The organism is Burkholderia torrens (assembly GCF_984668525.1).
The window spans coordinates 2,081,153-2,101,034 of record NZ_OZ480211.1 but is presented as its reverse complement, the minus strand read 5'-3'; the positions used below and the strand labels follow the sequence as shown (position 1 = coordinate 2,101,034).

20 protein-coding genes and 1 pseudogene are annotated in these 19,882 nt (G+C 65.9%); 11 read left to right on the top strand and 10 right to left on the bottom strand.

The features are described from left to right. Positions 1–377: 377 nt before the first annotated feature. The 3 genes from AC5LXX_RS09625 to gcl are packed head-to-tail and all read right to left on the bottom strand — an operon-like array spanning position 378 to position 3,941. Positions 378–1,271, bottom strand: a complete 894-nt coding sequence (locus tag AC5LXX_RS09625; RefSeq protein WP_493400890.1) for a 2-hydroxy-3-oxopropionate reductase — start codon at positions 1,269–1,271, stop codon at positions 378–380. A 41-nt stretch (positions 1,272–1,312) separates the two neighbouring features. Continuing rightward, positions 1,313–2,122, bottom strand: coding sequence for a hydroxypyruvate isomerase (gene hyi, locus AC5LXX_RS09620; RefSeq protein WP_493409329.1), 810 nt, complete (start codon positions 2,120–2,122; stop codon positions 1,313–1,315). Between the two features lie 43 nt (positions 2,123–2,165). After that, positions 2,166–3,941 carry a glyoxylate carboligase gene (gene gcl / locus AC5LXX_RS09615; protein ID WP_493409328.1) on the bottom strand — a complete coding sequence of 592 codons (1,776 nt, stop codon included), beginning with the start codon at positions 3,939–3,941 and terminating at the stop codon, positions 2,166–2,168. A gap of 172 nt (positions 3,942–4,113) precedes the next feature. Between gcl and AC5LXX_RS09610 the strand changes: the two genes are divergently transcribed. The 10 genes from AC5LXX_RS09610 (at position 4,114) to AC5LXX_RS09565 (ending at position 11,745) form a co-directional block, all read left to right on the top strand. Next, a complete protein-coding gene (locus tag AC5LXX_RS09610; RefSeq protein WP_493409327.1) occupies positions 4,114–5,025 on the top strand; it encodes a LysR family transcriptional regulator in 912 nt (303 codons plus the stop codon). A gap of 165 nt (positions 5,026–5,190) precedes the next feature. Beyond that, entirely contained in the window at positions 5,191–5,832 is a 642-nt protein-coding gene (locus AC5LXX_RS09605) for an RNA polymerase sigma factor (protein WP_493409326.1), read from the top strand. Continuing rightward, on the top strand, positions 5,822–6,724 hold the full coding sequence (locus AC5LXX_RS09600; protein ID WP_493409325.1) for an anti-sigma factor family protein: 903 nt from the start codon (positions 5,822–5,824) through the stop codon (positions 6,722–6,724). The genes AC5LXX_RS09605 and AC5LXX_RS09600 overlap by 11 nt, the downstream gene beginning before the upstream one ends. Before the next feature lie 242 nt (positions 6,725–6,966). Then, entirely contained in the window at positions 6,967–7,341 is a 375-nt protein-coding gene (gene rpsF, locus AC5LXX_RS09595; protein ID WP_124450336.1) for a 30S ribosomal protein S6, read from the top strand. A gap of 40 nt (positions 7,342–7,381) precedes the next feature. Then, positions 7,382–7,681 carry a primosomal replication protein N gene (priB, locus tag AC5LXX_RS09590; protein ID WP_034188684.1) on the top strand — a complete coding sequence of 100 codons (300 nt, stop codon included), beginning with the start codon at positions 7,382–7,384 and terminating at the stop codon, positions 7,679–7,681. 4 nt (positions 7,682–7,685) lie between these two features. Continuing rightward, positions 7,686–7,961 (top strand): 30S ribosomal protein S18, encoded by a 276-nt coding sequence (gene rpsR / locus AC5LXX_RS09585; RefSeq protein WP_006486248.1) that lies wholly within the window; start codon positions 7,686–7,688, stop codon positions 7,959–7,961. 27 nt (positions 7,962–7,988) lie between these two features. After that, a complete protein-coding gene (rplI, locus tag AC5LXX_RS09580; RefSeq protein WP_021156519.1) occupies positions 7,989–8,441 on the top strand; it encodes a 50S ribosomal protein L9 in 453 nt (150 codons plus the stop codon). 135 nt (positions 8,442–8,576) lie between these two features. Further along, the gene (locus AC5LXX_RS09575; RefSeq protein WP_006486249.1) at positions 8,577–9,959 is read left to right on the top strand and encodes a replicative DNA helicase; all 1,383 of its coding nucleotides are present in this window, start codon (positions 8,577–8,579) and stop codon (positions 9,957–9,959) included. A 138-nt stretch (positions 9,960–10,097) separates the two neighbouring features. Continuing rightward, complete coding sequence (locus AC5LXX_RS09570; protein ID WP_034188683.1) at positions 10,098–10,724, top strand: DUF47 domain-containing protein; 627 nt, start codon at positions 10,098–10,100, stop codon at positions 10,722–10,724. Between the two features lie 10 nt (positions 10,725–10,734). After that, a complete protein-coding gene (locus AC5LXX_RS09565; RefSeq protein ID WP_046543500.1) occupies positions 10,735–11,745 on the top strand; it encodes an inorganic phosphate transporter in 1,011 nt (336 codons plus the stop codon). A 150-nt stretch (positions 11,746–11,895) separates the two neighbouring features. Here the strand turns inward: AC5LXX_RS09565 and AC5LXX_RS09560 are convergent, their stop codons facing one another. Beyond that, positions 11,896–12,990, bottom strand: coding sequence for a C40 family peptidase (locus AC5LXX_RS09560; RefSeq protein WP_493409324.1), 1,095 nt, complete (start codon positions 12,988–12,990; stop codon positions 11,896–11,898). A 237-nt stretch (positions 12,991–13,227) separates the two neighbouring features. Further along, positions 13,228–15,030, bottom strand: a complete 1,803-nt coding sequence (locus AC5LXX_RS09555) for a PhoH family protein (protein ID WP_124450332.1) — start codon at positions 15,028–15,030, stop codon at positions 13,228–13,230. Between AC5LXX_RS09555 and AC5LXX_RS09550 the strand changes: the two are divergent. Further along, positions 14,926–15,179, top strand: a pseudogene (locus AC5LXX_RS09550) (hypothetical protein); the annotation flags it as partial. The gene AC5LXX_RS09555 and the pseudogene AC5LXX_RS09550 overlap by 105 nt on opposite strands. Positions 15,180–15,364: 185 nt before the next feature. Here AC5LXX_RS09550 and AC5LXX_RS09545 read toward each other — a convergent pair. The 5 genes from AC5LXX_RS09545 to AC5LXX_RS09525 form a co-directional block, all read right to left on the bottom strand. Further along, on the bottom strand, positions 15,365–15,826 hold the full coding sequence (locus AC5LXX_RS09545) for a peroxiredoxin (protein ID WP_034207483.1): 462 nt from the start codon (positions 15,824–15,826) through the stop codon (positions 15,365–15,367). Positions 15,827–15,935: 109 nt separating this feature from the next. After that, positions 15,936–16,832, bottom strand: a complete 897-nt coding sequence (locus AC5LXX_RS09540) for a polysaccharide deacetylase family protein (protein ID WP_493409323.1) — start codon at positions 16,830–16,832, stop codon at positions 15,936–15,938. A 13-nt stretch (positions 16,833–16,845) separates the two neighbouring features. Then, positions 16,846–17,901 carry a bifunctional UDP-4-keto-pentose/UDP-xylose synthase gene (locus tag AC5LXX_RS09535; protein WP_059233974.1) on the bottom strand — a complete coding sequence of 352 codons (1,056 nt, stop codon included), beginning with the start codon at positions 17,899–17,901 and terminating at the stop codon, positions 16,846–16,848. Next, on the bottom strand, positions 17,898–18,845 hold the full coding sequence (locus tag AC5LXX_RS09530) for a formyltransferase (protein ID WP_493409322.1): 948 nt from the start codon (positions 18,843–18,845) through the stop codon (positions 17,898–17,900). The genes AC5LXX_RS09535 and AC5LXX_RS09530 overlap by 4 nt, the downstream gene beginning before the upstream one ends. After that, a complete protein-coding gene (locus AC5LXX_RS09525) occupies positions 18,842–19,879 on the bottom strand; it encodes a glycosyltransferase (RefSeq protein WP_493409321.1) in 1,038 nt (345 codons plus the stop codon). Before AC5LXX_RS09525 ends, AC5LXX_RS09530 begins: the two co-directional genes overlap by 4 nt. Positions 19,880–19,882: the final 3 nt, after the last annotated feature.

Below are 19,882 nucleotides of genomic sequence, written 5' to 3'. Positions count from 1 at the left end.
TGATCGCAAGCGCGGCGGTTTTCTCGAAAGGCGTGGCGAAAGTGTAGGCGTTCAGCGCGACGATTGCATGAAAAATCGCGCGCTCGAACGTAAAGAAATGTAATACGCGAAATCCGACAGGCGGACACCCGACGACGACGTCTGACCGACCAAGGCTTCCCCGGCGCCGCCGGGTGCCGCTGCGGACCCCACCACGCCGCTCTCAGCCCAGAGCGGCGTTTTTCGCCCCGTTCCGCATGCCGTTGGCGATGCGGGGCGGGGCGCCCCACCGTGATGCGCGTGTCTTCGCGCATCGATGCGACCGGCCGCAGCCGGGTCGCGCATGTCTGTCGCGCGCCTCCGCCATTGCAGCGGAAACGCGCGTTGCGGCAGTCGCGTTACGCGGCCGGCGTCTGGCCGATCTCGAAGTTCGACATGATCTCGAGCGCACGCACGAGTGCCGAGTGATCCCATGCCTTGCCGCCGTGCGATGCGCACACGCTGAACAGCTGCTGCGCGCTTGCCGTGTGCGGCAGCGCGAGGCCGAGCTTGCGTGCGCCGTCGAGCGCGAGGTTCAGGTCCTTCTGGTGCAGCTCGATGCGGAAGCCCGGATCGAACGTGCGCTTCGTCATCCGCGCGCCGTGCACTTCGAGGATGCGCGATGCGGCGAAACCGCCCATCAGCGCCTGGCGAACGCGTTCCGGATCGGCGCCCGAGCGTGCGGCGAACAGCAGCGCTTCGCCGACGGCCTCGATGTTCAGCGCGACGATGATCTGGTTCGCGACCTTGCAGGTTTGGCCCGCACCGTTGTCGCCGACGAGCGTGATGTTCTTGCCCATCTTCTCGAACAGCGGCTTCGCGCGCTCGAAGGCCTTCTCCGGGCCGCCGACCATGATCGTCAGCGATGCTTCGCGTGCGCCGACTTCGCCGCCGGACACCGGCGCGTCGAGATAGTCGCAGCCGAGCGCGTTGATCTGCTTCGCGAATGCCTGCGTGTCGAGCGGCGAGATCGAGCTCATGTCGATCACGAGCTTGCCGGCCGTCAGGCCCTTCGCGACGCCGTCGTCGGCGAACAGCACGTTACGCACGTCCGGCGTGTCCGGCACCATCGCGATGATGATGTCCGCGTTCTGCGCGACTTCGGTCGAGTTCGCGACGACCTTCGCGCTCGCGCGCAGGTCGTCGGGAATCGGGAACGCGCCGTTCACGACGAGCTGGTGGTCGCCCTTGAGCAGGTTGCGCGCCATGTGCGCGCCCATGATGCCGAGGCCGATGAAACCGATGGTTGCCATGTGAAAGTCTCCTATAGGGCTGAAAACGGGAAGGGCGCTTCTCAGGCGGCGCGGCGCGCCGAGCCCGGTGCGCAGCCGGCAACGCTCTGCAGCCAGCCGAGGCCTTCCGTCGTGGTGGTACGGGGCTTGTATTCGCAGCCGACGTAGCCGGCATAGCCGAGCCGGTCGAGCAGCGCGAACAGGAACGCGTAGTTGATCTCGCCCGTGCCCGGCTCGTTGCGGCCCGGGTTGTCCGCGAGCTGGACGTGGCCGATCGACGCGAGGTTGCGTTCGATCGTCGCGGCCAGTTCGCCTTCCATGCGCTGCATGTGATAGATGTCGTACTGCAGGAACAGGTTGTCCGAGCCGACCGCGCGGATCACGTCGAGCCCTTCCGACGAGCGGTTCAGCGCGAAGCCCGGGATGTCGAAGCGGTTGCACGGCTCGACGAGCAGGCGGATGCCTTCGCGCTTCAGCGCGTCGGCCGCGAAGCGCAGGTTGTCGACGATCGTGACGAAGGTCTTGTCGCGCGCCGTGCTGGCCGACGGGATGCCGACGAGGCAATTCAGCTGCGGCACCTTCAGTGCCTTTGCGTACTCGATCGCACGGCCGACCCCTTCCTGGAATTCGCCGACGCGATCGGGCAGGCACGCGATGCCGCGTTCGCCCTGGTCCCAGTTGCCGGCCGGCAGGTTGTGCAGCACGAGGCGCAGGCGATGCGTCTCGTGCCGCTCGGCGAGTTCCTCTTTCGAGTACGGGTACGGGAACAGGAACTCGACGGCGTCGAAGCCCGCGTCCGCGGCCGCCTTGAAGCGGTCGAGGAACGGCACTTCGTTGAACAGCATGGTCAGGTTTGCAGCAAACTTCGGCATGAGCTAAGCCTCTTCGGTCGGTCAGTCAAAAATGTCGTGCGGTTCAGTCGAGCATCGAGATCGCGGTCGGTGCGTGCTCGGCCTTTTCGGCGAGATCCTCGAATTCGTTGATCGCGTCGATTTCGGTGCCCATCGAGATGTTCGTCACGCGTTCGAGGATCACTTCGACGACCACCGGCACGCTGAACTCTTCCGCGAGCGTTTGCGCCTGGCGCAGCGCCGGCTCGATCTCTTCCGGCTTGAACACGCGCAGCGCCTTGCAGCCGAGGCCTTCCGCGACGGCCACGTGGTCGACGCCATAGCCGTTCAGTTCCGGCGCGTTCACGTTGTCGAACGCGAGCTGCACGCAGTAGTCCATGTCGAACGCGCGCTGGGCCTGGCGGATCAGCCCGAGGTACGAGTTGTTCACGACGACGTGCACGTACGGCAGCTTGAATTGCGCGCCGGCCGCCAGTTCCTCGATCATGAACTGGAAGTCGTAGTCGCCGGACAGCGCGACGATCGGGCGGCTCGGGTCGGCAGCACGCACGCCGAGCGCGGCGGGGATCGTCCAGCCGAGCGGGCCGGCCTGGCCGCAGTTGATCCAGTTGCGTGCCTTGAACACGTGCAGGAACTGCGCGGCGGCGATCTGCGACAGGCCGATCGTGCTGACGTAGCAGGTATCGCGGCCGAACACCTTGTTCATCTCTTCGTACACGCGCTGCGGCTTGACCGGCACGTTGTCGAAGTGGGTCTTGCGCTGCAGCGTGCGCTTGCGCGCCTGGCATTCCGAGACCCATGCGCCGCGGTCCTTCAGCTTGCCGGCGGCCTTCCATTCCCGTGCGACGGCGACGAACAGCTCGAGTGCCGCCTTCGCGTCGGACACGATGCCGAGATCCGGGCCGAACACGCGGCCGATCTGGGTCGGCTCGATGTCGACGTGCACGAACTTGCGGCCCTTCGTGTAGACCTCGACGCTGCCCGTGTGGCGGTTCGCCCAGCGGTTGCCGATGCCGAGCACGAAGTCCGATGCCAGCATCGTGGCGTTGCCGTAGCGATGCGACGTCTGCAGGCCGACCATGCCGGCCATCAGCGGGTGATCGTCCGGAATCGCGCCCCACGACATCAGCGTCGGGATCACCGGCACGCCGATCGTTTCGGCAAACTGCACGAGCAGGTCTTCGGCCGCCGCGTTGAGCACGCCGCCGCCCGACACGATCAGCGGCTTGTCCGCGTCGTTGAGCATCGCGAGCGCCTTCTCGACCTGCGCGCGGGTGGCCGCGGGCTTGTAGACCGGCAGCGGTTCATACGTGTCGATGTCGAATTCGATTTCGGCGAGCTGCACGTCGATCGGCAGGTCGACGAGCACCGGGCCCGGACGGCCCGATCGCATCAGGTGGAAGGCCTGCTGGAACACGCGCGGCACGAGCGCCGGTTCGCGCACGGTGACGGCCCACTTCGTGACGGGCTTCGCGATCGACTCGATGTCGACGGCCTGGAAGTCTTCCTTGTACAGGCGGGCGCGCGGTGCCTGGCCCGTGATCGCGAGGATGGGGATCGAGTCGGCGGAGGCGGAGTAGAGACCGGTGATCATGTCGGTGCCGGCGGGGCCCGACGTGCCGATGCACACGCCGATGTTGCCGGGCGCGGCACGCGTGAACCCTTCGGCCATGTGCGATGCGCCTTCGACGTGGCGCGCCAGCACGTGGCTGATGCCGCCCGACTTGCGCATGGCCGAGTAGAACGGGTTGATCGCCGCGCCCGGCACGCCGAACGCGGTCTGGATGCCTTCTTTCTCGAGCACGAGCACTGCTGCGTCGACGGCTCTCATCTTGGCCATGAATGTCTCCTTGAATGTGGCGGATCTTGCGATCGGGTCTGTTGGGGACACTTTAGGGATGCAGGAAAGGTTTGATAAGATCAGCCGGAGTCGCTTATTTCGAAACTAAAAGTATGGAATGACGGCCAGACGGGGCTTCCCGCCGGGGCTGGAACAGAGACGGAGACAGGAGATGGATCGCTTCAAGCAGATCGAGACGTTCGTGCGGGTGGCCGACGCCGGCAGCCTCGCGGCGGCGGCGCTCGAGGAGGGCGTCTCGCCGGTGGTGCTCGGGCGGCGCATCGATGCGCTGGAGAAGCGCCTCGGGGTGAAGTTGATGTACCGCTCGACGCGGCGGCTGGTGGTCAGCGAGGAGGGCGCCGCGTTCCTCGAGCGGTGCCGCGGGCTGCTGTCCGAATGGGACCAGGCCGAGAACGAGCTGGCCGCCGGGCGGCGCGCGGTCAGCGGGCACCTGATCGTATCGGCGCCGGCCGCGTTCGGGCGCAAGCACGTCGCGCCGCACGCGCCCGGCTTTCTGGTCGACAAGCCCGAGATGCAGTTGTCGTTCAACCTGACCGACCGCGTCGTCGACCTCGTGCGCGAAGGCTACGACCTGTCGATCCGGATCGGCGGCGCCGTCGATCCGAACTTCGTCGCGGTGAAGCTCGCGTCGAACCGGCGCGTCGTGTGCGGCACGCCCGACTATTTCCGCCGGCACGGCCGGCCGAAGTCGCTCGACGACCTGCTGAAGCACAATTGCCTCGCATTCAACCTGCAGGGCGGGCAGAACCGCGGCTGGTATTTCCAGCGCCACGGCAAGATCGCGACGATGCGCGTGGCCGGCAACCTCGACTGCAACGACGGCGAGCTGCTGCACCGCTGGGTGGCCGAAGGGCTCGGGCTCGGCTGGCGTTCGACCTGGGAAATCGCCGCGCAGCTGGAGGCGGGCGAGCTCGAGACCGTGCTCGACGAATACGCGCTGCCCGGCTACGACATCCTCGCGGTGTATCCGCAGCAGCGCTACGTGCCGGCGCGCGTGCGCTATTTCATCGACTACCTGCGCGATGCCTATGCGCGCCCCGGCTACTGGAGCACCACGCCGTAACGGGAGGCAGGCGCGCTCCGGCGATTTTTTTACGCATCGTGCGCCCGGCGCGGGAATAAACTCGACGCAGCAACGGTATGGTCGTCGAGCGTGCACGTTGCCGGTCTGTCCGGGCGCCGTGCGCGGAACGGGCGCGGCATCGGCCGCCGGGACCAGGGAGGCCATGTGGGGCAAGCCGGACAGGCGGTCGATGAACGGGGGGCAGACGACGCGGTCGCGCGCGGCGAGCGGTTTCGCGTGCTCGTGCTGCCGCATCTCGACGCCGCGTACAACCTCGCGCGCTGGCTGAGCGGCAATGCCGGCGACGCGGACGACGTCGTCCAGGACGCGTGCATGCGCGCGCTGCGCTTCGTCGATTCGTGTCGCGGCGACAACGCGCGGCCGTGGCTGCTGACGATCGTGCGCCACACCTGGTACACCGAGTGGCGGCGCCGCACGCATGCGCACGAGGTCGCGCTGCCCGACACGCTCGACGACACCGACGTGCCCGACGACTGGCAGCCGGCGACGGAAGATCCGCTGGCGCACCTGCTGCGCGGCGAGAATGTGCGGCTCGTGAACGCGGCGCTCGCGAAGTTGCCGCCCGAATATCGCGAGGTGCTCGTGCTGCGCGAGATGGAGGACCTGAGTTACCGCGAGATCGCGGCGATCGCGGACGTGCCGGTCGGCACCGTGATGTCGCGGCTCGCGCGCGGCCGGCGCAAGCTCGCCGCGCTGCTGGGCGGCGCGCCGGCACCGGCGCCCGAAGGCAGGCCGGGCCGTGCGCCGGCCGGCGGAACCGCATCGGAGGCTATCGATGGACTGTAACGAAGCGCGAGCGTTGCTGGACGCGGACGTCGACCGCGAGCTGTCGGCGCCCGATGCGTTGCGGGTCCAGCAGCATGTCGAAGAGTGCGGCGCGTGCCGCCGCGAACGCGCGCGGATCGTCACGCTGGTGCAGGCCGTGCGGCAGGCCGATTATCACCGTGCGCCGGATGCGTTGCGGGCAAGCATCCTGGCCAGCCTGCCGGCCGCGGCCGATGCGCTCGTTCGCGAGCCGGCTCCGGCGGAGTCGCGGCCCGAGCCTCGATCGCAGCCGAAGTCGCCGCCGCGTCCGCGCGGTCGCGGCTGGTTTCCCTGGCTGCCGGGGCGTGGCGGGTCGGCACGCCCGGCCACGGCCGGCACCGGGCCGGGCGTCGCCGCATGGCCGGGGCTCGGCTGGGGCGTCGCGCTGCTGGTGGCGCTCGCGGCGGCGGGCGGGATGACGTTGTCCGCGCGCCACGCCGACACCGACCGCACCGTCGACGAACTCGTGTCGAGCCACGTGCGGGCCGACCTGTCGGCGCGCGACATCGACGTGATCTCGACCGACCGCCACACGGTCAAGCCGTGGTTCAACGGCCGGCTCGACTATGCGCCGCCGGTCGAGGATCTCGCGGCGAACGGCTTCGCGTTGGTCGGCGGCCGGCTCGACTACGTCGGACGGCGCCGCGTCGCGGTGCTCGTCTACCGGTACCGGCAGCACGTGATCGACGTCTACGTGCGGCCGGCCGGGGAAGGGCCCGCGGCCCCGTATTCGACCGTGTCGCAGGGCTACTCGCTCGACCGCTGGGATGCGGCGGGGATGACGTGGTGGGCCGTGACGGACGCCGAGCCGTCGGCGCTCTCAGCGTTCAAGGCTGCGCTCGACACGCGGCTCTCCGGCACGCGCAGCGAGTGACGGCGCGGCGCCCGTTGCGCGCCGCCGCGTGCCCGGCTTGCCTTCGGACCCCGATAAAAACGAGCCGACGGGCGGGCTCTCGTATCGGCCCGCCTGTTCAAGTCTTTGAAAACATGGCCGAATCCGCGCGCCGATCGTTGATTGGCCTTGCATGCGCCCCGTAATCGGGTTAGAATCTTCGGCTTCTCACTTGCCACACCGGTTCAGACGCCCGGGTGGCTTTAATCCACAAGGAGTGTGTAATGCGTCATTACGAAATCGTCTTCATCGTGCACCCGGATCAAAGCGAGCAAGTGCCCGCGATGATCGAGCGCTACAAGTCCACGATCACGTCGCACGGCGGCCAGGTCCACCGTGTCGAAGACTGGGGCCGTCGCCAACTGGCCTACATGATCGAGAAACTCGCGAAGGCTCACTACGTCTGCATGAACATCGAGTGCGACCAGACGACGCTCGACGAACTCGAACACGCGTTCAAGTTCAACGACGCCGTGCTGCGTCACCTCATCGTCAAGATGAAGAAGGCCGAAACCGGCCCGTCGCCGATGATGAAGGAAGTTCAGCGCGAAGAAGCCAAGAAGGCGGCTGCAGCTCAGCCGACCGAAGCGCAGGCTTAAGTTCGTCATTCATTAAGCCATCAAGGAGCGCGCCACTCTCGTGAACAGGTTGCAATTGACGGCGAGCGTCGTCGAACGCGCACCGGTGCGATATACGCCGGCAGGTGTTCCGATCGCTAGCGCCACATTGCAGCACCGCACGGAAGTCGTCGAAGCAGGCATTCCCCGTCAGGTCGAAATGACGATCGAGGCGGTGGCGGCCGGTGAGGCGAGCGGCAGGCTGGAAAGTCGTGAAATGGGCGTCGAAACGCTGTTCACGGGCTTCCTGGCCAAGAAAAGCCGCAACGCGAGAACCTTGGTGTTTCACATCACAGCATTGCAGGACATTGGAAAGGACTGAAATCATGCCCCGCCCGACTGGTAAGAAATTCGACAAGCGTCGTCAGCAACAAAACCCGCTCTTCAAGCGCAAGAAGTTCTGCCGTTTCACGGCTGCCGGCGTCGAGCAGATCGACTACAAGGACACGGAAACGCTGAAGGACTTCATCGGCGAAAACGGCAAGATCACGCCGGCTCGCCTGACGGGTACGAAGGCGCACTATCAGCGTCAGCTGGATACGGCCATCAAGCGTGCGCGTTTCCTCGCGCTGCTGCCGTACACCGATCAGCACAAGGCGTAATCAGGCGACGCAATAAGGAGAATTCGAATGCAAATCATTCTGTTGGAAAAAGTCGCCAATCTGGGCAACCTCGGCGACATCGTCAAGGTCAAGGACGGTTACGCTCGCAACTTCCTGATCCCGAACCGCAAGGCTCGCCGTGCAACGAAGGAAGCGATCGCCGAATTCGAAGTTCGCCGCGCTGAACTCGAAAAGATCGCCGCTGAAAAGCTGGCAGCATCGCAGGCAGTCGGCGAGAAGCTGAACGGCCAGTCGTTCGAAATCACGCAGAAGTCGGGCGTTGACGGCCGTCTGTTCGGCTCGGTCACGAACGGCGACGTCGCTGAACTGCTGAAGAAGGCAGGTTTCGAAGTCGAGAAGCTGCAAGTTCGCATGCCGGAAGGCCCGCTGAAGATGATCGGCGAGCACAACGTCCAGGTCGCGCTGCACACGGACGTCGTCGTCGACGTCACGATCAACGTGATCGGCGACCACGCGTAAGCGTATGCAAGCTTTCCGGGCGGCTTCCGCCGTCCGGACAAGGGCAGGCGCCCGGGCAACCGGGGCCTGCCTTTTTTATTGCCCGATCGCCTGAGCGGTAGCGCTGCAGCGATCTATTCGCGATAATCCCAACCCATGAACGCGCCGCAAGATCCCCAAATCGAATCGCTGAAAGTCCCGCCGCATTCGGTCGAAGCCGAACAGTCGGTGCTCGGCGGCCTGTTGCTCGACAACGCGGCATGGGACCGGATTGCCGATTTCCTGTCGCAGGGCGATTTCTACCGCTACGACCACCGGATCATCTACGAGCACATCGGCCGCCTGATCGCGTCGACGCGCCCGGCCGACGTCGTGACCGTGTACGAAGCGCTGACCACGTCCGGCAAGGCCGACGACGTCGGCGGGCTCGCGTACCTGAACGCCCTCGCGCAGAACACGCCGAGCGCCGCGAACATCCGTCGCTACGCGGAAATCGTGCGCGACCGCGCGGTGTTGCGCCGGCTCGTGTCGGTCGCCGACGAAATCTCGGCCGACGCATTCAATCCGCAGGGCAAGGAAGTTCGCCAACTGCTCGACGAAGCCGAATCGAAGGTGTTCTCGATTGCGGAAGAAGGCGCGCGCGGCAACCAGGGCTTCCTCGAGATCGGCCCGCTGCTCACGCAGGTGGTCGAGCGCATCGACACGCTGTACCACACCGCGAACCCGAGCGACGTCACCGGCACGCCGACGGGCTTCGTTGACCTCGACCGGATGACGTCCGGGATGCACGGCGGCGAACTGATCATCGTTGCAGGACGCCCGTCGATGGGTAAGACCGCGTTCTCGATGAACATCGGCGAATACGTCGCGGTCGAGTACGGGCTGCCGGTCGCGGTGTTCTCGATGGAAATGCCGGGTACCCAGCTCGTGATGCGTATGCTTGGCTCGATCGGCCGGCTCGACCAGCACCGGATGCGGACGGGCCGCCTGACGGACGAGGATTGGCCGAAGCTGACGCATGCGGTGCAGAAGATGAGCGAGGCACAGCTCTTCATCGACGAGACGGGCGGCCTGAACCCGATGGAATTGCGTTCTCGCGCGCGGCGTCTTGCGCGGCAATGCGGCAAGCTCGGCCTGATCATCGTCGACTACCTGCAGCTGATGTCGGGTTCGTCGCAGGGCGAGAACCGCGCAACCGAAATCTCGGAAATCTCGCGATCGCTGAAGAGCCTCGCGAAGGAACTCGACGTGCCGGTGATCGCGCTGTCGCAGCTGAACCGCGGCCTCGAACAGCGCCCGAACAAGCGCCCGGTGATGTCGGATTTGCGCGAATCAGGCGCAATCGAACAGGATGCGGACGTGATCCTGTTCATTTACCGTGACGAAGTCTACAACCCGGACAGCCCCGACAAGGGCACGGCCGAAATCATCATCGGCAAGCAGCGTAACGGCCCGATCGGCCCCGTTCGGCTCACGTTCCTGGGGCAATACACGAAGTTCGATAACTTTGCGGGGGCGCAGACGTTCTACGGCGAGTAACGCCGCTTGTAAAGCCCTAAATCGCCAAACGTTGTATCCAATCCCGGCGCGCGCATGTGCGCGCGTCGCGTCGCGACCGAAAACGGTACAATGTCGCCCGTTTTCGTGACAGTAGTTTGACAATCTCTCAGGAATCCCATGTTCGGTCGATTCATGCCCACCGAGGGCAAGTTCTTTGAACTCTTCAACGCGCACGCGAAGCACATCGTTTCCGGTGGCCGCGAGCTCGAACTGCTGATCGACAATCTCGCCGACGCCGAGATTCACAAGCAAAACGTGCAAACCGCCGAGAAGGCCGCCGACAAGCTCACGCACGAGGCGATCGATCTGTTGCACAAGACTTTCATCACGCCGCTCGATCGCGACGAGATCCACAAGCTGATCACGACGATGGACGACATCCTCGACCTGATGGAAGACGTCGCGACGGCCGTGTCGCTGTACGACGTGCGTTCGGTCACGTCCGAGGCGAGCCAGCTCGCGCACATCGTCACGCAGTCGGCCCAGCACGTGCAGCAGGCGGTCGGCTTGCTGTCCGACATGAAGCAGTCGGCACAGATCCTCAAGCAGTGCGAGGAGATCGACCGCTGGGAGTCGGAGGCCGATCGCGTGCTGCGTGCGGCGATGTCGAAGCTGTTCCGCGAGGAAGACGACGTGAAGACGCTCATCAAGCTGAAGGCGATCTACGAGCTGCTCGAAGAGATCACCGACAAGTGCGAGGACGTCGCGAACATCATCGAAGGCATCGTGCTGGAAAACGCCTGAGCGGACCACGATGCATTCGATACAACTCGCCCTATGGATGGTCGCGGCACTCGTGCTCGTCGCGCTCGTATTCGACTTCATGAACGGCTTTCACGACGCGGCGAACTCGATCGCCACCGTCGTGTCGACCGGGGTGCTGAAGCCCCAGCAGGCCGTCGTGTTCGCGGCCGCGTTCAACGTGATCGCGTACTTCATCTTCCACCTGAAAGTCGCCCAGACCGTCGGTAAAGGCACGATCGACCCCGAGATCGTCGACCATTACGTCATCTTCGGCGCACTGGTCGGCGCGATCGGCTGGAACGTGATCACGTGGTACTACGGGATTCCGTCCAGCTCGTCGCACGCGCTGATCGGCGGCCTCGTCGGTGCGGCGCTCGCGAAGTCGGGCTGGAGCTCGCTGAACATCGACGGGCTGCTGAAGACGATCGCGTTCATCTTCATTTCGCCGCTGCTCGGCTTCATCCTCGGTTCGCTGTTCATGCTCGGTGTGTCGTGGCTGTACTTCCGTACCGCGCCCAGCAAGGTCGACCGGCGCTTCCGGCGGCTGCAACTGCTGTCGGCCGGCCTGTACAGCCTCGGCCACGGCGGCAACGACGCGCAGAAGACGATCGGCATCATCTGGATGCTGCTGATCGCGAGCGGCTACGCGTCGGCCACCGCCGACGCGCCGCCCGCGTGGGTGATCGGCGCATGCTACCTGTCGATGGGCCTCGGCACGCTGTTCGGCGGCTGGCGCATCGTGCGCACGATGGGCCAGAAGATCACGAAGCTCAAGCCGGTCGGCGGGTTCTGTGCGGAAACCGGTGGCGCGATGACGCTGTTCCTCGCGTCGTTCCTCGGCATCCCGGTGTCGACCACGCATACGATCACCGGCGCGATCGTCGGCGTCGGCGCGACGCAGAAGCTGTCGGCCGTGCGCTGGGGTGTCGCCGGCAACATCGTGTGGGCGTGGGTGCTGACACTGCCGGCGGCCGCGCTGTTCGCGGCCGGCGGATGGTGGCTCGGCCACCAGATCTTCTGATCGTCGACGCAGCAGGACCGATATCCGATGCGCCGCAAGCCGAAAGGCTGCGGCGCATTTTCTTTTGGAGCAGGGGCGTTTCAGGCGGAGCAGGCGGGCGCAGCGGCAGATGCCGCCAACGATACCGGCCGTCGGGGTTCGGGCAACCGGTCAGTAACTGCCGTTCGCAAATCGCGCGATCGGATCGTCTGCGGTGCCGGTACGCGGGCTAACGGGCGCGGATTGCGTCGACGCGCGCAATACCTGCACGGGGGCAGGCTCGAGACTGCGTGGCGCAGCGGACGCAGCGGCGGGCGGCGGTTCGGCATCGAAGGCGGCAGCCTGGGCGGCCGTCAGCGCCATCGTCGGAATCTGCGTGCCGGACTCCGCCGGGGCGGCGGGCACTGAATTGGCCGTCATCGCGGTCGTGCCGTCATTCACCGACGTCGCCTGTTGCTGCGCGGCCTGCATGCGCGGCGGCGGCGGTTCGTACGGATCGGCGGCCGGGGCCGCAGGTGCGGCTGCGGCGGTCGTCACGATCGGCGCGGTCGGGACCACTGGAGCGGGCGCCGGCGCCTGCGTTGCTCTCGCTTGCGACGAAGCGTACGCGGGCGGCCGCGACGCAGCGGCAGTCGCGACCACCGGAGCGGGCGCTGCTGCCGGCGGGTTGCGCGGCTCGTCGCGCTTCGCCTCGTAGGTCGGCGCATCGAACGGCGTCGGCGCCGTGCGCGGCGGCGCGACGCGGCGAATGCCGTCGAAACGCTTGGCCCAGTACGGGTTCGTCAGGTAGTCGAGCCGCACGGTGCCGCCCGTCGACGGTGCGTTGACGAAGCGCAGCTTGCCGACATAGATGCCGACGTGCGAATGCGGCCGCCCGGTCGTATTGAAGAAAATCAGGTCGCCCGGCGCGATTTCCTCGGGTTCGACCGACACGCCGCGGCCGCTCATGTCGGCGGTCGTGCGCGGCAGGTTCACGTCGGCCGCGCGGCCGATCACGTAGCGCACGAGCCCGCTGCAGTCGAAGCCGCTCGTCGGCGTGTTGCCGCCCCAGCGATACGGGATGCCGACGAGGCTCATCGCCTGGATCGAGATTTCTTCCTGGCCGACGCTGTGATCGACGAATTTCGGGAAATTGGCGGGAGCGGGGAACGCGCGCGGCGTCGTGATCTTCATGCCCGACGCGGGACGCGATGCCGACTGCTGCGGCACGCTGGAGCAGGCCGCAAGCAGGGAAACGACGGCAACGGGAACCCAGATTCGAAGCATGGCGAGGCGGGCGAGCGCGGCGCGCTCGCGAATCGTATGACAACAGACAGACCAGATGGTAGACGGTCCGACGGGGCTTAAGCAACCATTCCTGAGAATTTACTTGAAGTTTCGCGCGTAAACTGCGTTGTTACGTGACGAAGCGTTACTTTTGTCTTCGACCCCAAATAAAAACGGCGCTCCGTTTCCGGAGCGCCGCGAGGCGTCGGCAGCCGGCCGACCGGCCGGCTTGCGGTGTTACAGGATGTCCGACGCGTAGTCGGCAAGCCGCGAGCGTTCGCCGCGAGCGAGCGTCACGTGGCCGCCGTGGCCCCAGCCCTTGAAGCGGTCGACGACGTAGGTCAGGCCCGAGCTGCCTTCGGTCAGGTAAGGCGTGTCGATCTGCGCGATGTTGCCGAGGCACACGATCTTCGTGCCGGGGCCCGCGCGCGTGACGAGCGTCTTCATCTGCTTCGGTGTCAGGTTCTGCGCCTCGTCGATGATCAGGTACTTGTCGACGAACGTGCGGCCGCGCATGAAGTTCATGCTCTTCACCTTCAGGCGCGAACGGATAAGCTCCTGCGTCGCGGCACGGCCCCATTCGCCGGCCGCGTCGTCGGTTTTCTGCAGCACTTCGAGGTTGTCGTCGAATGCACCCATCCACGGCTGCATCTTCTCTTCCTCGGTACCGGGCAGGAAACCGATGTCCTCGCCGACGGGCACGGTCGCGCGCGTCACGATGATCTCGTTGTAGCGCTTGTCGTCGAGCACCTGCGCGAGGCCGGCCGCGAGCGCGACGAGCGTCTTGCCGGTGCCGGCCTGGCCGAGCAGCGTGACGAAGTCGATCTCGGGGTTCATCAGCAGGTTCAGCGCGAAGTTCTGCTCGCGGTTGCGCGCGGTGATGCCCCACACGTTGTTCTTGTGGTGGCTGTAGTCGCGCAGCGTCTGCAGCAGCGCCGTCTTGCCGTTCAGTTCGCGGACGATCGCATGGAACGTCGGCTCGCCGTTCTGCGGCTCGAAATAGACGAACTCGTTGACGAGCATCGACGCGACGAGCGGGCCCGTCACGCGGTAATACGTGGTGCCCGTCTTCGTGTCCTGCCAGCTCTCCATGCCCTTCGCGTGCTTGGTCCAGAAGTCCTGCGGCAGTTCGCGCACGCCGGAGTAGAGGAGATCCTTGTCCTCGAGCACCTGGTCGTTGAAGTAGTCTTCCGCGGGCAGGCCGAGCGCATGCGCCTTGATCCGCATGTTGATGTCTTTCGACACCAGCACGACCTGGCGGTCGGGCCGGTCGCGCTGCAGCGCGCGCACGACGCCGAGGATCTGGTTGTCGGCCTTGCCTTCGGGCAAGCCTTCGATCGGCGCGATGTCGGCGAGCTTCGTCTGGAAGTACAGGCGGCCGAGCGCCTCGCGGCTGCCGAGGCGCGACAGCGGGATGCCGTCCGAGATCGGGCCGCCATCGGCGACGAGCGCGTCGAGCGTGCGGCTGACCTGGCGTGCGTTGCGCGCGACTTCGGACATCCCCTTCTTGTGGTTGTCGAGTTCCTCGAGCGTCATCATCGGCAGATAGACGTCGTGTTCCTCGAAACGGAAGAGGCTGCTCGGGTCGTGCATCAGCACGTTGGTGTCGAGCACGAACAGTTTCTGCAGTTCGGCTTCGGCGGGCTTGCGGCTGCGCGACTTCGTCGCGGCACCGGCGTCGCGCACGGGCGCGGCGGCCGGTTTGCCGGCGGCCGGCTTGTCGTTGCGTGCGACGACCGGCGCCGCGGGTTCGGCGGGGGCCGGCATCGGCTGCAACAGCGCGGCCGTCTGCTTGGTCTTGCGGCCTCGTGCGGGTGCGCTCGCGGCATCAGGCGCCGAAGACGCGACGGCACGCAGCGGCGCGGCCGTGTTCGCGGCTTCGATCATCGGTTGGGCCACGCTGGCCGGACCATAGTCACCGGCTGTGGATGCGTCCCCTTCGGCGGATTTCTTCGCGGCTTTCGCGGGCCGCGCTTTCGCCTTGTATTCGTCGGGCGGCAGCAGGCTGCCGAGCTTGCTGGGGGGGGTAGGCAAAGGCATGGTGTCCCTCGGGAGGAATCGTGTCGCATGGCGTGCGCCGCTGATCGCATCCTGCGTGACGTAGACGCATGCAGTTTGCGCGCGGTGGCGCACAGGAAGTTCGTCTAGCCGGTTCGCCTAAGTGTCGATCAGCTCCTCGATGCGGTTAGGGCCGGACCGGGAGGGCCGGCGCGCAATCCATAAAAAAAGCCGCTGCCCCGTCGACAGGGGCATGCGGCTCGGCTGATATCGTCGTGATGCGCGTCAGGTGCCGGAAAGCATCGCATCGAGCACCGGCGCAGCTACGAGAAATATGGGGCGAACTGGCATTCATTGCGGCCCAATATAACGCGCCTCAAAGCGCTTGTACAGCCTTTAGCACGTCGTCCACGTGACCCGGCACCTTGATGCCGCGCCATGCCTGGCGGAGCACGCCGTCGGCGTCGATCAGGAACGTCGAGCGCTCGATTCCGCGCACTTCCTTGCCATACATTTTCTTCATCTTGATGACATCGAACAGCGCGCACAGCGCTTCGTCGGCATCGGAGATGAGCGGGAACGGCAGTTCGAGCTTTGCCTTGAAATTGTCATGCGAGCGCAGGCTGTCGCGCGACACGCCGATGACTTCCGCACCGGCTTTCTTGAACTTCGGATAGAGATCGCGGAACTGCAGCCCCTCGGTCGTGCAGCCCGGCGTGTTGTCCTTCGGATAGAAGTACAGCACGAGCTTCTTGCCTTTCAGGTCGGACAGCGAAATGTCGCCGCCCGTGGCCGGTGCGGTGAAATCGGGAACTTGACGGTCAACTTCGACAGACACGTGTTTCTCCTGTTGTTATGGAAAGGCGCCGCTGCGACGGCGCTGTGCGGCGGGGCGCCGCCGCAGCACGGCCAAGCGCGCTGCGGGCGACGCCGGCTCGCGCGCGAACTCAGTCGGGCTGGACGATCAGTTCGCCGGAGCGGCCGGGGATTTCGCCCCACGTGACAGGGTACGATGGCAGCGAGTCGCGGTCCAGCGTCGCGTGGTAGTCGCCCATCGTCGCAAACGTGTGGCCCTGCGCGCGCCAGCCGGCGAGCAGTTGCTCGAACACGGGCGCGAGCTTCTGGCCTTCCAGTTCCGCATGCAGCGTGAAGACCTGGTCGCGCGGATTGGTTTCGGTGAACTTGAGGATGTGCGCGGCGACGTTGTGCGTGTCGACGCCGTCGATGCCGAGCACTTCGTCGAGCGTCGGCAGCGTGGTCGGCATCTGCACGTGCGACAGCGTGCGGCCGCCGACGACGGGCAGGTACGGCGAGTGGCCGCGCCCGTCCGATGCGTAGCGCATCCCCCATGCATCGATCTGCTCGAACGCCGAATCGTTCATCTGCCAGCCGGCCGCGCCGTGCGTGACGGGCGGTGCGCCGAAAATTTCGATGAAGCGCGCGTGAGACTTCTGCATTTCACGCGCGGTCCAGTCGCGATCGCGCGCGCGGACGTTGTCCTGCCAGTACACGTGATCCCACGTGTGGATCCCGCATTCGAAACCGGCCTCGTGGATCGCGCGCATGTCGGCGATCGCACGGCGGCCGATGTCGGGGCCCGGCAGCAGCACGCCGTACATCAGCTGCTTCACGCCGTAGTGTTCGACCACCGACGTGCGCGACACCTTCTTCAGGAAGCCCGGGCGAAACACGCGCCGCAGCGCCCAGCCCGTATGATCGGGCCCGAGGCTGAAGAGGAAGGTCGCGCGCGCGCTGAAACGATCGAAGATGCGCGCGAGATTGGGCACGCCTTCGCGCGTGCCGCGCAGCGTGTCGACGTCGATCTTGAGGACGATACGAGCCAAGCGAGCGTCCCGGTCAGCCTTGCTGTTCGACGAGCGCGCGCGCGTCGGCGACGTGGCCGCGATACGCTTCGAAGATGTTGCGCAGCGCGTCGTCGAACGTCGCCTGCGGCGCCCAGCCGAGCTCCTGCATCGTGTTGTCGATCTTCGGCACGCGGTTCTGCACGTCCTGGTAGCCGTTGCCGTAGTAGGCGCCGGACGTCGTTTCGACGAGCTTCACCTGCTTGGCCGAATCGGCGTACTCGGGGTATTCCGCAGCCAGTTCGAGCATCTTGTGCGCGAGTTCGCGAACCGAGAAGTTGTTCTTCGGATTCCCGATGTTGTAGATCTTGCCCGACGCGACGCCGTCCTTGTTCTCGATGATCTTCATCAGCGCGCTGATGCCGTCGCCGATGTCGGTGAACGCGCGCTTCTGCGAGCCGCCGTCGACGAGGCTGATGTTCTCGCCGCGCACGATGTGGCCGAGGAACTGCGTGACCACGCGCGAGCTGCCTTCCTTCGGCGTGTAGATCGAGTCGAGGCCCGGGCCGATCCAGTTGAACGGGCGGAACAGCGTGAAGTTCAGGCCTTCCATCCCGTAGCCCCAGATCACGCGGTCCATCAGCTGCTTCGAGCACGCGTAGATCCAGCGCGGCTTGTTGATCGGGCCGTAGGTGAGGGCCGATGCGTCCGGATCGAACTGCTCGTCCGAGCACATGCCGTAGACCTCGGAGGTCGACGGGAACACGAGGTGCTTGCCGTACTTGACGGCCGAACGCACGATCGGCAGGTTCGCCTCGAAGTCGAGTTCGAACACGCGCAGCGGCTGCTGGACGTAGGTGGCGGGCGTCGCGATCGCGACGAGCGGCAGGATCACGTCGCACTTCTTCACGTGATACTCGACCCACTCCTTGTTGATCGTAATGTCGCCTTCGAAGAAATGCATCCGCTCGTGGTTGACGAGGTCGCCAAGCCGATCGGTCTGCATGTCCATGCCGAACACTTCCCAATCGGTGGTTTCAAGAATGCGCTTCGACAGGTGATGGCCGATGAAGCCGTTCACACCCAGGATCAGGACTTTTTTTGCTTTCATGAATGACGGGAAGAATGAATGAACTGCGCGAATTCCGCGGGCGTCACGACGGTTTCGCTGCCGTCGCGCTGCTGCCACAGCTCGAGAATGGATAGGGCGCGGCTGTCGCCGCAGACGCCGAATAGCGCATTATCGCTTACGTGCAGGCCGGGCGGCAAATCCGCCGCGGCGGCGGCGGCGGCGCTGCCGGGCGCCGCGAGGCGCGCGCGCGCGATCACGAAACGCGTGCCGGCGACGTCCGTGAACGCGCCCGGATACGGGGGCGCGACCGCGCGCACCAGGTTGTAGACCTGCGCGGCCGGTTTCGACCAGTCGACGCGGCCGTCCTCGGGCTTGCGGCCGCCGTAATAGCTGCCGGTCGACAGATCGTTCGGCAGGTGTGCGGCCTCGCCCGCGAGCAGCGCGGGCAGCACGCGCCAGAGCGTCTGCTCGGCGGCCACCGTGACCTTGTCGAACACCTGCGTGGCCGTGTCGTCCGGCAGGATCGGCACCGCGGTCTGGCCGATGATCGCGCCCGCGTCGGGCTTCGCGGCCATCTCGTGCAGCGTCGCGCCGGTCTCGGTCTCGCCGTTCAGCACGGCCCAGTTGGTCGGAACCCGACCCCGGTATTTCGGCAGCAGCGAACCGTGCATGTTGTACGCGCCGCGCGGCGCGATCGCGAGCAGGTCAACCGGCAGCATGTGCCGGTAGTAGAACGAGAAGATGAAATCGGGCTGGGCGTCCGACACCGCGCGGCGCAGGGCCGGATCGGCGGGATCGGCCGGCGTGACGACCGGAATGCCGTGTTCGGCCGCCACGGACGCGACACTGCCGAACCAGATGTTCTCGTTCGGGTTGTCCTCGTGCGTGACGACGAGCGCGACGTCGACGCCGCGCGCGAGCAGCACCTGCAGGCAGCGCACGCCGACGTTGTGATACGCGAAGACGACCGCGCGCGGCTTCATTGCGCCGCTCCCGTGCGGTTCGCGTCGGCCGGCACCGCCGGCACGCCGTCATGCTGCTCGAGCACGGCCTGGATCAGGTAGCGGGGACGCGCGCGCACCTGCTGGTAGATGCGGCCGACGTACTCGCCGAGCAGGCCGAGCGCGAAGATGATCACGCCGAGCAGGAAGAACGTGATCGCGAACAGCGTGAACACGCCTTGCACTTCCGCGCCGACGATGAAGCGGCGCACCAGCAGCAGCACGAACAGCGCGGCGGAGCCGAGCGACAGGATCACGCCGATGAACGACAGCCACTGCAGCGGCACGACCGAGAAGCCGGTCACGAGGTCGAAGTTCAGCCGGATCAGGCTGTACAGCGAATACTTCGATTCACCCGCGAAGCGTTCCTCGTGCGCGACCTCGATTTCGGTCGGCTTCTGCGCGAACGTATACGCGAGCGCGGGGATGAACGTGTTGACTTCGCCGCACACGTTGATCGTGTCGATGATGCGGCGGCTGTACGCGCGCAGCATGCAGCCCTGGTCGGTCATCTTGATGCGCGTGATGCGCTCGCGCAGCCGGTTCATCATCTGCGACGCCTTGCGCCGCCACAGGCTGTCCTGGCGCTGCTTGCGGATCGAGCCGACGTAGTCGTAGCCCTCGCGCATCTTCGCGATCAGCTTGCCGATTTCCTCGGGCGGATTCTGCAGGTCGGCGTCGAGCGTGATGACGATCTCGCCGCGCGACTGCGCGAAGCCCGCGAGGATGGCCATGTGCTGGCCGTAGTTGCCGTTGAGCAGCACGACACGCGTCGTGTCGGGCCGTACGTGGAACTGATCGGCGAGCATCGCGGCCGAGCGGTCGCGGCTGCCGTCGTTGATCAGGATCACTTCGTATGACGTGTCGAGTGCGTCGAGCGCCGGATACAGCCGCGCGAACAGCGCGGCGAGGCCGTCTTCCTCGTTGTACACGGGGATGATGACCGATACTTCGGGCCGGCCTGCGTCCTGGTGCCCGGCGACCGGATGTCCGGCGCGTGCTTCAAGATGACTCATGTA

Excerpts from the sequence above, each read along its gene's own strand:
- AC5LXX_RS09625 (WP_493400890.1), bottom strand. The coding sequence starts at position 1,271 with ATGGCAACCATCGGTTTCATCGGCCTCGGCATCATGGGCGCGCACATG.
- hyi (WP_493409329.1), bottom strand. The coding sequence starts at position 2,122 with ATGCCGAAGTTTGCTGCAAACCTGACCATGCTGTTCAACGAAGTGCCG.
- gcl (WP_493409328.1), bottom strand. The coding sequence starts at position 3,941 with ATGGCCAAGATGAGAGCCGTCGACGCAGCAGTGCTCGTGCTCGAGAAA.
- AC5LXX_RS09610 (WP_493409327.1), top strand. The coding sequence starts at position 4,114 with ATGGATCGCTTCAAGCAGATCGAGACGTTCGTGCGGGTGGCCGACGCC.
- AC5LXX_RS09600 (WP_493409325.1), top strand. The coding sequence starts at position 5,822 with ATGGACTGTAACGAAGCGCGAGCGTTGCTGGACGCGGACGTCGACCGC.
- rpsF (WP_124450336.1), top strand. The coding sequence starts at position 6,967 with ATGCGTCATTACGAAATCGTCTTCATCGTGCACCCGGATCAAAGCGAG.
- rpsR (WP_006486248.1), top strand. The coding sequence starts at position 7,686 with ATGCCCCGCCCGACTGGTAAGAAATTCGACAAGCGTCGTCAGCAACAA.
- rplI (WP_021156519.1), top strand. The coding sequence starts at position 7,989 with ATGCAAATCATTCTGTTGGAAAAAGTCGCCAATCTGGGCAACCTCGGC.
- AC5LXX_RS09575 (WP_006486249.1), top strand. The coding sequence starts at position 8,577 with ATGAACGCGCCGCAAGATCCCCAAATCGAATCGCTGAAAGTCCCGCCG.
- AC5LXX_RS09570 (WP_034188683.1), top strand. The coding sequence starts at position 10,098 with ATGTTCGGTCGATTCATGCCCACCGAGGGCAAGTTCTTTGAACTCTTC.
- AC5LXX_RS09565 (WP_046543500.1), top strand. The coding sequence starts at position 10,735 with ATGCATTCGATACAACTCGCCCTATGGATGGTCGCGGCACTCGTGCTC.
- AC5LXX_RS09560 (WP_493409324.1), bottom strand. The coding sequence starts at position 12,990 with ATGCTTCGAATCTGGGTTCCCGTTGCCGTCGTTTCCCTGCTTGCGGCC.
- AC5LXX_RS09555 (WP_124450332.1), bottom strand. The coding sequence starts at position 15,030 with ATGCCTTTGCCTACCCCCCCCAGCAAGCTCGGCAGCCTGCTGCCGCCC.
- AC5LXX_RS09535 (WP_059233974.1), bottom strand. The coding sequence starts at position 17,901 with ATGAAAGCAAAAAAAGTCCTGATCCTGGGTGTGAACGGCTTCATCGGC.
- AC5LXX_RS09530 (WP_493409322.1), bottom strand. The coding sequence starts at position 18,845 with ATGAAGCCGCGCGCGGTCGTCTTCGCGTATCACAACGTCGGCGTGCGC.
- AC5LXX_RS09525 (WP_493409321.1), bottom strand. The coding sequence starts at position 19,879 with ATGAGTCATCTTGAAGCACGCGCCGGACATCCGGTCGCCGGGCACCAG.